General features: G+C 38.4%; 19 protein-coding genes and 1 pseudogene. 9 read left to right on the forward strand and 11 right to left on the reverse strand.

All coding sequences use genetic code 11. From position 1 onward, the window contains the following. Nucleotides 1-260: 260 nt before the first annotated feature. A complete protein-coding gene (locus tag IV81_RS08550; RefSeq protein ID WP_057804233.1) occupies nt 261-671 on the forward strand; it encodes a Panacea domain-containing protein in 411 nt (136 codons plus the stop codon). Nucleotides 672-673: 2 nt separating this feature from the next. Further along, the gene (locus IV81_RS08555; protein ID WP_057804235.1) at nt 674-1,570 is read left to right on the forward strand and encodes an MFS transporter; all 897 of its coding nucleotides are present in this window, start codon (nt 674-676) and stop codon (nt 1,568-1,570) included. Between the two features lie 239 nt (nt 1,571-1,809). Here IV81_RS08555 and IV81_RS08560 read toward each other — a convergent pair whose 3' ends face one another. From IV81_RS08560 to IV81_RS08575, 5 genes are all read right to left on the reverse strand, one after another. Beyond that, nucleotides 1,810-2,559, reverse strand: coding sequence for a LiaF transmembrane domain-containing protein (locus IV81_RS08560; RefSeq protein ID WP_057804237.1), 750 nt, complete (start codon nt 2,557-2,559; stop codon nt 1,810-1,812). Between the two features lie 5 nt (nt 2,560-2,564). Further along, entirely contained in the window at nt 2,565-3,014 is a 450-nt protein-coding gene (locus IV81_RS08565) for a LytTR family DNA-binding domain-containing protein (protein WP_057804239.1), read from the reverse strand. Between the two features lie 173 nt (nt 3,015-3,187). Further along, nucleotides 3,188-3,949: a type 1 periplasmic-binding domain-containing protein gene (locus IV81_RS08570; protein ID WP_236696858.1), complete on the reverse strand. Its 762-nt coding sequence runs from the start codon at nt 3,947-3,949 to the stop codon at nt 3,188-3,190. Further along, nucleotides 3,856-4,140: a LacI family DNA-binding transcriptional regulator gene (locus IV81_RS09565; protein WP_236696859.1), complete on the reverse strand. Its 285-nt coding sequence runs from the start codon at nt 4,138-4,140 to the stop codon at nt 3,856-3,858. Before IV81_RS09565 ends, IV81_RS08570 begins: the two co-directional genes overlap by 94 nt. Nucleotides 4,141-4,157: 17 nt before the next feature. After that, nucleotides 4,158-4,949: a Cof-type HAD-IIB family hydrolase gene (locus IV81_RS08575; protein WP_057804241.1), complete on the reverse strand. Its 792-nt coding sequence runs from the start codon at nt 4,947-4,949 to the stop codon at nt 4,158-4,160. A 147-nt stretch (nt 4,950-5,096) separates the two neighbouring features. On the opposite strand from IV81_RS08575, the gene IV81_RS08580 reads away from it, so the two are divergent. Continuing rightward, nucleotides 5,097-5,384, forward strand: coding sequence for a hypothetical protein (locus IV81_RS08580; RefSeq protein WP_057804243.1), 288 nt, complete (start codon nt 5,097-5,099; stop codon nt 5,382-5,384). A 125-nt stretch (nt 5,385-5,509) separates the two neighbouring features. Here the strand turns inward: IV81_RS08580 and IV81_RS09655 are convergent, their stop codons facing one another. Together IV81_RS09655 and IV81_RS09660 are read right to left on the reverse strand one after the other, a co-directional pair. Then, the gene (locus IV81_RS09655; RefSeq protein WP_162257323.1) at nt 5,510-5,680 is read right to left on the reverse strand and encodes a hypothetical protein; all 171 of its coding nucleotides are present in this window, start codon (nt 5,678-5,680) and stop codon (nt 5,510-5,512) included. A 225-nt stretch (nt 5,681-5,905) separates the two neighbouring features. Then, nucleotides 5,906-6,100, reverse strand: a complete 195-nt coding sequence (locus tag IV81_RS09660) for a hypothetical protein (RefSeq protein ID WP_057804245.1) — start codon at nt 6,098-6,100, stop codon at nt 5,906-5,908. A gap of 686 nt (nt 6,101-6,786) precedes the next feature. On the opposite strand from IV81_RS09660, the gene IV81_RS08590 reads away from it, so the two are divergent. Together IV81_RS08590 and IV81_RS08595 are read left to right on the forward strand one after the other, a co-directional pair. Further along, the gene (locus IV81_RS08590; protein ID WP_057804248.1) at nt 6,787-7,041 is read left to right on the forward strand and encodes an AbrB/MazE/SpoVT family DNA-binding domain-containing protein; all 255 of its coding nucleotides are present in this window, start codon (nt 6,787-6,789) and stop codon (nt 7,039-7,041) included. Further along, a complete protein-coding gene (locus IV81_RS08595) occupies nt 7,038-7,439 on the forward strand; it encodes a type II toxin-antitoxin system death-on-curing family toxin (RefSeq protein ID WP_057804249.1) in 402 nt (133 codons plus the stop codon). The genes IV81_RS08590 and IV81_RS08595 overlap by 4 nt, the downstream gene beginning before the upstream one ends. A 363-nt stretch (nt 7,440-7,802) precedes the next feature. Here IV81_RS08595 and IV81_RS08600 read toward each other — a convergent pair whose 3' ends face one another. From IV81_RS08600 to IV81_RS08615, 4 genes are all read right to left on the reverse strand, one after another. After that, complete coding sequence (locus IV81_RS08600) at nt 7,803-7,991, reverse strand: hypothetical protein (RefSeq protein WP_057804251.1); 189 nt, start codon at nt 7,989-7,991, stop codon at nt 7,803-7,805. Between the two features lie 25 nt (nt 7,992-8,016). Further along, the gene (locus tag IV81_RS08605) at nt 8,017-9,432 is read right to left on the reverse strand and encodes a PTS galactitol transporter subunit IIC (protein WP_057804253.1); all 1,416 of its coding nucleotides are present in this window, start codon (nt 9,430-9,432) and stop codon (nt 8,017-8,019) included. Between the two features lie 166 nt (nt 9,433-9,598). Continuing rightward, entirely contained in the window at nt 9,599-9,898 is a 300-nt protein-coding gene (locus tag IV81_RS08610) for a PTS sugar transporter subunit IIB (RefSeq protein WP_057804254.1), read from the reverse strand. A gap of 36 nt (nt 9,899-9,934) precedes the next feature. Beyond that, nucleotides 9,935-10,432 carry a PTS sugar transporter subunit IIA gene (locus tag IV81_RS08615; RefSeq protein ID WP_057804256.1) on the reverse strand — a complete coding sequence of 166 codons (498 nt, stop codon included), beginning with the start codon at nt 10,430-10,432 and terminating at the stop codon, nt 9,935-9,937. Nucleotides 10,433-10,649: 217 nt separating this feature from the next. Here IV81_RS08615 and IV81_RS08620 point away from each other — a divergent pair, with 217 nt between their 5' ends. The 4 genes and pseudogenes from IV81_RS08620 to IV81_RS09330 form a co-directional block, all read left to right on the forward strand. Then, on the forward strand, nt 10,650-11,426 hold the full coding sequence (locus IV81_RS08620; protein ID WP_236696860.1) for a DeoR/GlpR family DNA-binding transcription regulator: 777 nt from the start codon (nt 10,650-10,652) through the stop codon (nt 11,424-11,426). A gap of 5 nt (nt 11,427-11,431) precedes the next feature. Next, the gene (gene lacA / locus IV81_RS08625; protein ID WP_057804259.1) at nt 11,432-11,860 is read left to right on the forward strand and encodes a galactose-6-phosphate isomerase subunit LacA; all 429 of its coding nucleotides are present in this window, start codon (nt 11,432-11,434) and stop codon (nt 11,858-11,860) included. 14 nt (nt 11,861-11,874) lie between these two features. After that, entirely contained in the window at nt 11,875-12,393 is a 519-nt protein-coding gene (gene lacB / locus IV81_RS08630; protein ID WP_057804261.1) for a galactose-6-phosphate isomerase subunit LacB, read from the forward strand. Between the two features lie 166 nt (nt 12,394-12,559). Continuing rightward, nucleotides 12,560-12,674: pseudogene (locus IV81_RS09330) on the forward strand (tagatose-bisphosphate aldolase); the annotation flags it as partial.

The following is a 12,674-nucleotide window of genomic DNA, read 5'->3' on the forward strand; positions in this document are numbered from 1 at the left end:
CTTTAACTTCTGGGGTACAGGTCAGTTGTGGACGGCTTTTAGTTTACCTGTTTTGGGTTCTACAATATCTGTTGTGGGGAAAATATTTGATGAAAATAAATTAAAAAATTAGTTTTAACGTACGTAATGCTAAGGAGGAAATTAAAACCGAAAGTTTAAAATATATTGAGAAGAGAAATTATGGTGAATAAGTTATTGGCAAAGAGTTGCAACGCTAAAGTGATATAATAATTTAAAGATAGAATCAAGGGGGTATCAATATGTCAATGATGGAATTAAGTAAACATGTTTTGAATGTTGGTAGAAACTGCGGCGTAACCAATTTGCAGCTCCAAAAGGTTATGTACTTTACTCTTAAAGATTATCTAAAAGATGAGGGCGAAAGTGAATTTATTGAAAAACTTTACGATAAGCCGTTTGAAACCTGGCAGTATGGACCTGTCGTTCCAGATTTATACTATCGTTACAGCGGTAACGGAAGTATGACAATCAATGATGAAGGAAAATACAACAATAAGTATTCTATTTTTGATAAGGCTATAAAAAAGTATTTGAGTGAAGATGTTTTTGAGTTGGTCGAAAGATCTCATCAAGAAAAATTTTGGAAAGAACATCAGGGTGAAAATCAAGAAAGAGACGAATACACCCTTGATGATATAATTGGTGAGTAAAATTGGATGGGACGGCTGAAAAAATTGTTAAAGAATTTCAAATTCTTTCTAGAGAAGCACCTCTTCCAAAGCAAATACTGAAGCATGAAAGTTTTAAAAATATTTGGCATTTACTAAATACCACAGAGTATATAGGATACGCGCCAATAAGCCGATTTGCTTTTCAATATGAGGAGCTTGATGCTTTTAAACAGTCCTTACAGGAGGCAGGATTTTTAGCTAGAAATGATGAGGAAAGTTTTTATAATGAAGTGGCTGAAAAGAACTTTTTAAAAATACTTGACCATATGGAATTAGTAAGTATCCAAAGTCAATCAATTGATTCTCACCAACAAAGAAAAATTGATCTACAAAATGAAAAGTTGGAATCTTTAAAGTCCTCATTGAAAAAAGCCAATGATGAGTTAGTTAGTCTTCAAAAAAATAGTGAGAACCTAGCAAATAAGTTAACCGCCGATTTTGTTACGATACTAGGTATATTTACTTCGATTACGTTTGCTACATTTGGTGGATTACAGTTGCTAGGTAATGTATTTGGAAAAATTAAAAGCACCGATGCGGTGAGCGTGGGCAGTGAAGTAATGCTCGGAGCAATTTTTTTATTTGGAACATATATGATTTTAGTAGCATTATTGACTGGTATTTCGAAATTGATTGGTAAAGAGTATAGGACGTCATTTCCGACGAGGTTTTTGATAGTTTTTAGCTTTTTTACGATTTTCATGTTTGGACTAATTTATTCAAATATCGACTATATTGAAGATATTTTTATTGTTCACCCGTTGATTTCAATGATTGTTGCAATTATTACGGGAATGGTCATTTCCGTAATAGCATTTATAATTGATTATCGGTATCGAAAAATTTGGAGTCGTCAGGGGAGTTCGAAAAATGGTTAACTTAGTCATTAAGTAAATCAAAAGGAATTGTAAGCAGCTAATCTATTGAAGTGATGTGACTGAAACTGAATTGTTCCACAATGAGTGCATAGAAAAAGAGTTATGAAACTCCCGTGTAGAACCGTTAAAGCCGGTGGCTATGCCGTAAAACTTTATAAGAATAAATTAAAAGCCGTCCAACTGGCCAAAGCTAGGAACGGCTTTTTGATTTGCTTAACGATCGCAACTTCACATGCTATTTAAATATAATAGATAGTCATGCCACCTAGAAGTAAACTTCCTCGCACACGAAGCGTCGGTCCTTCCTTGGTGCTATCAAGACCACGTTCTTCAACGCCCGCCATAACAGAACTGACATCAATCACAACGTTCCAACTCCTAGGAATGTAAAGACTAACTCCGCCTAGTGAACAATCGACGTTGACGATTGCTTGATCAAGAATTTGCGATTTATCGAAATAAACTTTTGTCGCTCCCATTCGGGTGGCAATGTTGACCTGTTTCAAGTCGTCCGATTGAACGTAACGGATACTATTACCCATTGCCGTATCGATGTTAACGATACTATCATCATTAGTTTGAACATCATTTTCAGCAAAATCTCCATCAAATTCACCGTGCATTTCCCAATTGGAATGATTTCGATGGTGACGCATCCAGGTTTGTCGCCGTGCATGCCAGTAGTTATTTTTTGGTCGAATAATAATGGATAGTCCCGCCGTTAGAAGTGCGGCTGCCCAGAGAATTGTCCACGGTACAAGATTCGAAATGCCTAATGGTCCGTTATAAAGCATTAACAGAAAAGCAATCGAAAAAACGGTCCCGCCGATTGAACGATGAATTAAGTTTTGAACCAGCATTCCCGCCAAAAAGATGGTGGCAACGATGGTCAATGGACTAAAAGTTAGCGCCCAGCCCATTTGAGTTGCAACCAAGAGTCCAGCCGCTAGAATTAAAAAGATGCCCCAAATCCATTGCCTATTTTTCATAATAATTACCTCAGTTTTTTTAATTTTTCTTGGAGTGGTTTGTAGTATCGTCGGGATGCGTAGACCTGTTTATGGGTGTTCTGAAATTGAATCAAACAGTTTGAAAGCGACTTTGTTAGCGCCAAAATTTTAGTGACGTTAACAATGCACGATTTAGAAATACGCACAAATTGAACGGGCAGCTGTTCCTCTAATTCGTATAGTCGAGAATGCGTAGTGTACATATCACTGCCGGTATGAGACAAAACTTGCCGATCTTCAGTCTCAAAGAAGAGAATGTCACCAACTTCAAGATAAAATTCGGTTGAATCTTGGTAGAAGGCCATCACTTTTTGAGTAGCGTTTTGCCGTTCAATAAGATTTTTGATTTCTTGAATGTCACTGGTGTATTCGGGCGCTCGAATTATTACTTCGCCGTCTTTAAATTCTTGATTAATCTCTACGCGTACTTTCATCAGGTCCTACATCCTTTTGCAATATAAGTACATCACAAATAGGTTAGTAGGTAAATAATTTTAGGTTAAGTGGTTAATTTATGCGGGCATGTGGTTAATTAAATTGACCAAAGTAAACAATTCAATCCAGCTTTTTCGGTGCATGTTAAATGATAACGTAAGCTGGATGCGTTTTAATCTGGATTTGTCGTTGCGGTACGTAATATAAAGTTCGATTCAACGGCAATCTTTTGGATACCTCCGCGAATCGCAAGCTCACAGGCGCTTTTTCCGACTAATTTTAAATGGTGGTCAATGGTCGTTAGATTTAACGCAGTACCAGATACTTGATTTTCTTGGCCCATCAACATGGGAAGCGGGCGGTCGTGATCCACATAAAATTGCCGAACACCGGCCGCGATATCGTCGCTATTAGCGAAGATAAAATCGGGATGAATTTGGGCAATAGCGGTGGCAACGTGGTAACCATCCTGATAGTTGAACAAATTAGTGAACACGTTACTATTCAGGGGTGCCTTTTGAAAAACGCGCTGATAGGCTTTAAAGATGGTTTTACTGGTTGAACTAACTTTGGAAGACCGACTTAGCAAGATCGCAATTCGACGAAATCCTTGGTGATTGATCCAGTCAAAGGCCTCAACGTAGGCACTTTCTCGCATGACGTAAGAAGCAGCGATTTTAGTTGTTCTCGGATTTTCACAGCAAATGACGGGTCCATATTTTTGATAAGATGTTAACTGTGCCAAAGGTAACTTATGTGAAGTGAAAATTAGCGCATCATAAGCCTTTCGATGTAATTTTTCGAGGTATTTTAATTCAATTTTTTCATCGTATTGTGATTTTAAAACGAGCACGTTATATCCTTCGGCAAAAGCGGTATCCATGATTCCATAAAGCAGCTGAGTGAAGAAGGGGTGTCCTGTATCCGGAACCACAACACCGATGGTCCGCGTTTCCCCGTGCTTAAATCACGCGCGATGGCGTTCGGAACGTAATCGAATTCATCAATCACCTGCTGAATTTCTTCTTGAGCGGTGTCAGAAACATATCCACTGTGGTTGATAAAGCGTGAAACGGTTGATGCAGAATATCCAGAACGTTTTGCGATATCTCTTATGTTAGCCATAATCCTCTTTTCCAATCTTAAATAAAATGTTGAATACCGTAGGCAACTCCGGCATCATCGTTGCTTTTAGTCACAAATTTTCCCAAAGCTTTAATATCTGGAAGGGCGTTTTCCATCACAATTGGTACGCCGACGGATTCAAACATGGGTAAGTCGTTATAACCGTCACCAAAGGCCGCAGTTTCGGATTTATCTAAATGCTCGGATGCTAAAATTTGCGAAATTCCATGCGACTTTTTGGCGTCACGACTGGTGATTTCTAGATAAAGATCGCCAGATTGTTGAATACTAATGCCGTCGATCTTGAGGGCACGAAGCGCAGCCAGCAGCTTGGTCATTACCGTCGGATCAAATACAATCATCATAATCTTGTAAACCTTAGTTTTATCAGGAGTTAATTCGTTGATTAAAGTTGGTGATTGGTGGGTGAGCCGTTGTTCAAATTGAATTCCACGATCGACCTTTTTAGAATACCATTTGGTCGAATCGTAATAACTCAAGCTAACCGATGGAAAATGGGTTTCAACAAGGTCAAAAACGGTTTTAAAATCAGCGGGGTGAATGGCGCTATCCTGAATAATTTTTAGTCCTTGGACGTTCGGCATAAATAAAAGTCCACCGTTAAATCCGATTTGTGTAGTACGAAGTTGAAGCTGTGAAATGGCAGTTGACATTTCCATCGGAGCCCGTGCGGACACCAAAGTGACTGAAATTTCAGAGTTAATAATGGCATCAATGTTGCGTTGATCAACCTGTCCTGAACTATTTAATAACGTTCCATCCATATCTAAAAAAATGTGTTTAATCATGTCAAATTACTCCCTTTGATTGTCTCAATTCATTTTAAATCATGAAACGGGTTCCACAACAAGAATTCAGATGGAACGGGTTTCAGAGACTTTTGGCTTGTTATGAAACCAGTCTCACACCCTAGACTACATCTGGAGGGTGATAATATGAATACTTATTTAGAAATAATGTCAGGGGAAAGTAAAAAAATTGGTTATGCAGGAATCACTTTTACGGATGATCAGATGGTTTTGACTTTTTCAAAAGGTCTCGGTCCGGCAAATAAGCTTCGACTCGACTTGCAAGACATTAATTATGTCGCTAAGAACTCGCTGATTGGCGGGAACACGTATACTTTTAATTATGAGAATTATCGCATTACATTATATGAAAATGGGCTAGGAAATACGGACTATCTTGAACAATATTTTAAATATTTAACGGTGCAGATGTAGACGAAATTGAATTGTGCTATAATGAGGGCATAGAAAAGGAGTTATGAGAGGGTACTCATAACTCCCGTGTAGAACCGTTAAAGACGGTGGCTATATTGTGAAACTTAAAGCTTTATAAGAATAAACTAAAAGCCGTCCAACTGGCCAAAGTTAGGGACGGCTTTTAGTTTACCTATTTGTGCTGATTGTCGATATACGTCAGTAAGGCAAGCAAAAACATGCCAAACATAAGCATAATCTCTAAGCAGTCCGAAATAGACACTTGTTGCAATTCCTTTCATTAGAATCTGAGTCATAGTTTTTACACCATAAGCACCACTTCTTTCAAGAGAATTGCCACCGTCTTAACTTTTCTACGGATTATAGTATATCAAGAAATAGTTTTTCGAAATAACAGTTTTTAATTGTGGGCTAAGTGGTGTTGGTGAGATCGAATTGTGCTATAATGAGGGCATAGAAAAGGAGTTATGAGCTGGTACTCATAACTCCTGTGTAGAACCGTTAAAGACGGTGGCTGCGTTTTAGAACTTAAAATTAATTGTAAACTTCAAGTCGTCCAACTCGCCAAAGTTAGGGACGGCTTTTAGTTTACCTATTTGTGCTGATTGTCGATATATGTCAGTAAGGCAAGTAAAAACATGCCGAACATAAACATAATCTCTAAGCAGTCCGAAATAGACACTTGTTGCAATTCCTTTCATTAGAATCTGAGTCATAGTTTTTACACCATAAGCACCACTTCTTTCAAGAGAATTGCCACCGTCTTAACTTTTCTACGGATTATAGTATATCACGAAATGATTTCTCGGAATAATGGTTTTTAGTTGAAAGATAGATTGTGCTATAATGAGGGCATAGAAAAGGAGTTATGAGCTGGTACTCATAACTCCCGTGTAGAACCGTTAAAGACGGTGGCTAGTAAAACAAAAATTTTAGTAAACTAAAAAGTCGTCCAACCTGCCAAAGTTAGGGACGGCTTTTAGTTTGCTTATTTCAATCTCCAAATCTCCCTAAAAAATGAAAAGATGCTTCTATTTTTGGCTCTATAATATGCAGTGTTGATGACGTAACTTCGCTACGATGATCGACACTTTTTTAGTATGAAAAAGACCTAGTGTCATCCTTTTAATGGTTGGTACAGAAGTTATCTTATCGGTATTTTTAGATTGGATATAGTCGAACTTACCAATAAAAAGAGCTCGTTACTAGGTGAACTAGTAGCGAGCAATGTACAAATTTATGTACTCCGAAGAGTATGCACTCAGTGTAGTGCAATTTTGAGGTGGCGAGGGTCCGTGTACGATAAAAAATATTTTTTACTTAAATTACTTCCTCTGTTGCAAAATTAATAATTGGACTTTGTACATACGAGTTGATAGAATGTACACACGGAGGGATGAAAATGATTAATCCAGATGAATTAAATCAAGATGTTAAAATGTTTAAAAATGGTAATTCCTATGCTTTCAGAATTTCTAAACAGGATCGTGAATTTTTAAACGTCGATACTGACACTAAGTTCGAAAAGATTGTGTCTCCAGATGGAAAAGAGATCACCTTTCGCAAAATAGAAAAAGTACGTCCAGAAGTTATGAAATTAGCCAATGAATTAATGGATAAACATTCTGATCTGATGCAGAGATTAGAGCGGCTATGAAGTATTTGAGTAAAGAAGAATTAGTGGCCATTAACCAACTGGTTCTAAAACGCGCTAATAGTCAGTTAATTGGTGTACAGTATCCGCAGGGATTGGACCTAGTAATTGAGCAACCACAACAAGTGATTTTTGGTCGAGAATTGTATCCTAATTTGTGGATCAAGGCGGCGTTTGTCATACAGAAAATCACAAAGAAGCATATTTTTACAGATGGAAACAAACGCACGGCAATTTTAGCCGGTTTAATATTTTTAGAAATGAATGGCTACAAATTAGAATTTTCAGCGGATGCGGGTGAAGAAATCATGCTAGGCGTCACGAATAGTGCCGATACGGAAGAAACGATGTTATCACTGGCTGAATGGCTGAAGAGCCATGCAAAAAACGTGGAAAAGTAATTGAAGAGACGTAAATAGAAGCTGGTTATTAGAGGAAACGTTTGAATGAGAGAAGATTATTTTGTGTCGGTAAATATAGTAAAGAAGTGAGTCGGAGATCAAAATCTTGGACTCTTTTTTGTTTAAGAAACCCCAGTGAAAGAGCTTTTTAGCTAGTTCGCGGAGCAATCAAATGTCAAAAGTCTGGTAAAGTTAGTAAAGAAAACAAAAAGAGATGTAGATATGAACGGCGATTCGGATGATCGACACTGCTTGTTATAGAACCCTATTTTGGCGAATAAATCGTAAATCAAAAAACCAGCCCCAAGTCGGCACATTGACTTGAGGCTGGTTTTGTAATTTAAAGGGAGAAAACTTTAGTTATTATTGTTTACGAGATGGAGCTGACTTTTTTCTTGAGATTTTGGTGAAGGCGACGACACATACCAATGCCTGGAAACCAAACGTCCAAACATTGTGACCAAATACGACAGGAACAGTTGATGCGGCGATCACGACCATAGCCCAAGAAATAATGAGTGACATTCTACTTTTGCGTTGTTCTTTTGTCATTTTATGTGTTCCTTTCGGTTAAAAATTAAGCTTCTTTAGCGGCCTTTGCAGCTGCATATTCAGCATTACGTTTCTTCATTTGTTTTGAGTACCACCAGAAGAGGAGAACGTAAGCAACGAGAGCTAATAATGCGTAAAGCATGAATGTGATTTCACCGGTTGAAGCTTTACCAACTAAGTATGCAAGATATTGTTCGATAGGACCTTCTTTAGTTGATTCGGCAATTTGTGTACCAGCCTTAAGTCCGGATGGAAATGCACCAACGGTTTTAGCAACGTTAGTAACGAATGGAGCACTTAGAGTTCCGGCCCAAAGGAAGATTGGCATTTCAATTGCACCAATAACAATCATGCGAATGATCTTACCACGCGTAACAACAAGAAGAGCAGGTGTGACACCCATGGCGATGATTCCGCCAAGTGGAAGAATGTGGTTGCCAGGTAATACTAGAGCTTCAAGTAACATGATTGGAGCTAAAACGTTAGCAGCAGCCCAGATTTCAGCACGACCAGCGATAAATGGCCAGTCAAGACCGATATTTAATTTACGGCCATGAAGGTGCTTGTTAGCAAGGTCTGTAACACCTTGTGATAGAGGTTCAACAGCTTCAATAAACCATGAACCGATTTGTGAGAATAACTGAAGGCAGACACCACCAGTGAAGGCAAGTGTGAGAATTTCTTTTGGATCCTGACGAGCAACTAAACCAATAAATACACCAAGGTAACATCCAATTGCGAAATGACTTCCCCAGAAACCAATCCGTTTGTTCAATTCAGCTGAATCAAAATCATATTTATCTAACCAAGGGAATACTTTATCAAAAATCTTATCAAACAGCATGATAATTGGGTTCATCATGTAATTCAAATGGGTTGTTGTCATTGGATTATCATCTGGAGCATCCAACAAATCGTTGAAGGTAGGCTTCATTAAGTCAGAATTGATAATCTTCAAAGCGCCGATGATGAGAATTAATACGGTAGCAACAAGTAAGTTGGCACCGAAGTACATTGCCATCAAAGCGGTAAATGAGATATGCCAAATATCGAACACATCAACATCCAAAGTGTTTGTCCATTTCAAACTTAACATTACAAGGTTTAAAATCACCATGATTAGTAAGAAGAATAGGGTATATGGTGATCCCCAAGTAATAGTGGCAAGTGGAGCCCAACCAACGTCAGTGATTGAAAGGCTGATACCGGTTGATTTAACAAATGCGTCCAAAGGTGCTTGGTAGGCGGTGGTTAAAATATTAATAATGGCACTGATACCTGTTAAAGCAATGGCAAGTTTAATACCGCCTTCCAAAGCCTTCGTGAATTTAACGCCTAACGCCCAAGCCAAAAGGGTCAAAACAATTAACATAATTGGGGCAGCGCCCAAATCAATGATTGGCTTGAAAATCGTGTTGGCGAAATCAATAATTCCGTTCATACGGATTCACTCCTTTTTCTATTTTTTTGTTTAAAAATTTAAACACGTTATTTATATGTAGAAAGGGTCTAGGAAAACTATGCTTTCTATCGGCCCTTGTACAGGTGTCTTTTCCAAAAAGGAAGGGGAATCCGAATCTTTCGTCCTCCCCTTTAATTTTTAAGTTCTATTGGATTTTCTTGATTTCTTCTTCAATCTTGTCGTAAACCGGTTTTGCCATTGCGGGCATGCGGTAAAGAATTGCGCCTGCATCGATTTCAGGGATGCTGATATCAAATCCAAGGTCGGGATGGTTGATTGGAAGGAAAATTTGAACACCTTTCATCATGTCTGGGTTAACGTCTTTAATCATTTGAGCGTTAACTGAAACATCATATCCACGGTTCTTCATTTCTGTTTCAACAGCATCCTTAATTTGGTGGCTTGAATTAACACCAGCACCACAAGCAGTTAACATTTTAATCATAGTAAATACCTCCAAATATTATAGTAAGAAAATTTTTTATTTTTCGTCAAAGTTGTCACGAAGGAAATTGTAGATTTCTTCGGCGGAATCGCTTTCAAACATGTGTGACAAACGATCCCACGGTGTTTGAGTTAAGAAATCCATAATCTCTGCCAGAACATTGGCCTGGCCTTCTGGGTCATTATTCAAAATCATGAATAGGAAGCGAACGCTCATTGTTTTTGATGGTTCAATCATATTGTGAAACTCGATTGGATTCTCAAGCTTTACTGGGACGATCCGACGTTTATAAACGAAGTTTGCTTCCGTATGAGGAATTGCAACATTGGGATATTGTGATCCAACGACCGACAAATCCATTCCAGTAGGATAGGCATCTTCTCTACTATTAAGATTGTCGAGGAATGTGTCTTTAACGTATCCCTTTGCGACTAAATCATTTGAAACCTCTTCAAATACTTCCTGTCTCGTTGTACCTGAACTAACATAGACAATCTTTGGATCAAATAGAGATTCGATTGCTGTTTCGCTCATATACATCACCTCTTTCAAGCAAAGTTCATTTGTGTTTGCTTTTGTTTATTTTTGATTACACCTTTATTATAAATAAGCGATTACATTTGTCAATATCTTTTTTTAAAATTGATTAAAATGAATTTAAACGTTGACATAACAGTTATTTAATATTATTCTATATTCGAAACATAAATAAACATAAACAAACATTTAAAAACACAAAGGAGGGAAGCGAGTGTTAAAAAACGAGCGAATGATGAAGATCCTTAACGCTGTTAATAGCGAAGGAACCATCACTGTGAATGATCTAGTGAACGAGTTGGATGTTTCTTCAATGACAATTCGGCGTGACCTAGATGAATTAGAGAAGCAGGCTAAAATTGTCCGCGTGTTTGGCGGAGCACAGAGCGTTAATCTGGTTTCCCAAACAGAACCTTCCTATATACAGAAGCGAAAAATTCATCTGGATGAAAAAAATGAAATTGCCAAGCAAGTTGCAAACATGATTAAGCCGGGCGAAACGGTTTTTCTTGGTCCGGGATCGACCAACGAGTTGGTTTCTAAATATCTTGATATGGATAATTTGCGAGTCGTGACCAATAGTTTACCGGTGTTTGAGCGGTTTTTGGATGAACATGACTTTGAACTTTGTTTGGTGGGAGGCTCTTACCGGCGCCGAAGTGGAGCATTTGTCGGTCGACTTGCCGAGGAGTTTTTACAGAACATCAAGATGCACAAGGCGTTTGTCGGCGCGAACGGTATTTCAAGTACCAGTGTTATGAATGCAAACACCGACGAAGGTTCATCGCAACGGATTGCCTTGGAACAATCGCAACAGAAATTTATTGTGGCTGACCATCATAAGCTAGACCATGATGACTTCTATAATTTCTACGATTTATCAAACGTCAACGGGCTGATAACCGATTCCGAAATTGGTGAAGAGGTATTAAAACGTTACGAACAAGTTACTGATATATATGTATCAAAAAAGATTAAGGAAAAGGAGTAGTGGATATGAAAGTTGTAGTTGGAGCAGATAAAGCAGGTTTTGATTTAAAGGAAAAGGTAAAAGCATATCTAAAGGAACGTGATTACGAAGTGGTCGACGTAAGTGAAGTACCTCAAGCAGATTTTGTGGATTCATCTTTGGCAGTTACCGATCAAGTTTTGAATGAGGGAATCGGAAAAGCAATCATGTTTGATGAATACGGCGTTGGATCGGCAATGGCAAGTAACAAGGTAAAAGGGATGGTTACGGCGAACGTGATTGAAGAAAATACCGCCCACATGACGGCCATGCATAATGGTGCAAAGGCAATCGCAATTGGTGCAGGCGTTGTTGGCGACAAGTTGGCTTACAATATCGTTCAATATTATTTAGATACAGAATATGCTGCTGGCCGCCATCAAGTTCGTTTAGACATGCTTAACAAAATGATTTAGGGAGGAAGAAAATAATGATTATCTCAATCGGAAATGACCACATTGTAACAGACGTAAAAATTCAACTATCAAACTATCTTAAGTCACTTGGACATGAAGTGATTGATGAAGGAACTTACGACACGACAAGGACACATTATCCAATTTATGGTAAACGAGTAGCCGAAGATGTTGCCGATGGGCGCGCTGATTTAGGTGTTGTTTTATGTGGAACCGGAATTGGAATTAGTACTGCTGCGGATAAGAACGAAGGCGTTCGTGCAGCATTGGTTTCAAATCTAGTTGCTGCAAAATATGCAAAAGAAGAATTGAACGCAAACATCATCGGATTTGGTGGAGCAACGGTCGGCGAACACCTATGCGAAGACATCATTAAAGTTTTCCTTGATTCAGAATATAAAGAAACCGAAGAAAACAAGAAGATCATCGACAAAATTGACCACATTGCAACGCCAAACCCAGACCAAAAGGACAACCCCCACTTCTTCGATGAAGAAAACGAAAAATGGGCGGAAGGTGTGTACCACGATTAAATATCTGAGCGCGAAGCAAACCGGGTTGACCCTGAGGATTAACATAGCAGGGTGAAATATCCACGGGTTGGGTGGATGTTTTGCGAGCATGTTATTGCACTAAAATGTAAGCGTTAACTGAAAAGGCATACAAAAAATTAAACTTAAAAAGGGGATTTTATCGAACATGAGGACATTGTCAGAAGGTAAATTACGTGGAATCAAAGCATTATCAGATGAAAACGGAGTGATCAGTGCATTGGCAATTGACCAACGCGGTTCATTGAAAAAGATGATCGGCG

The sequence above is a fragment of the Pediococcus stilesii genome, assembly GCF_001437075.1.
Lineage (GTDB): Bacteria > Bacillota > Bacilli > Lactobacillales > Lactobacillaceae > Pediococcus > Pediococcus stilesii.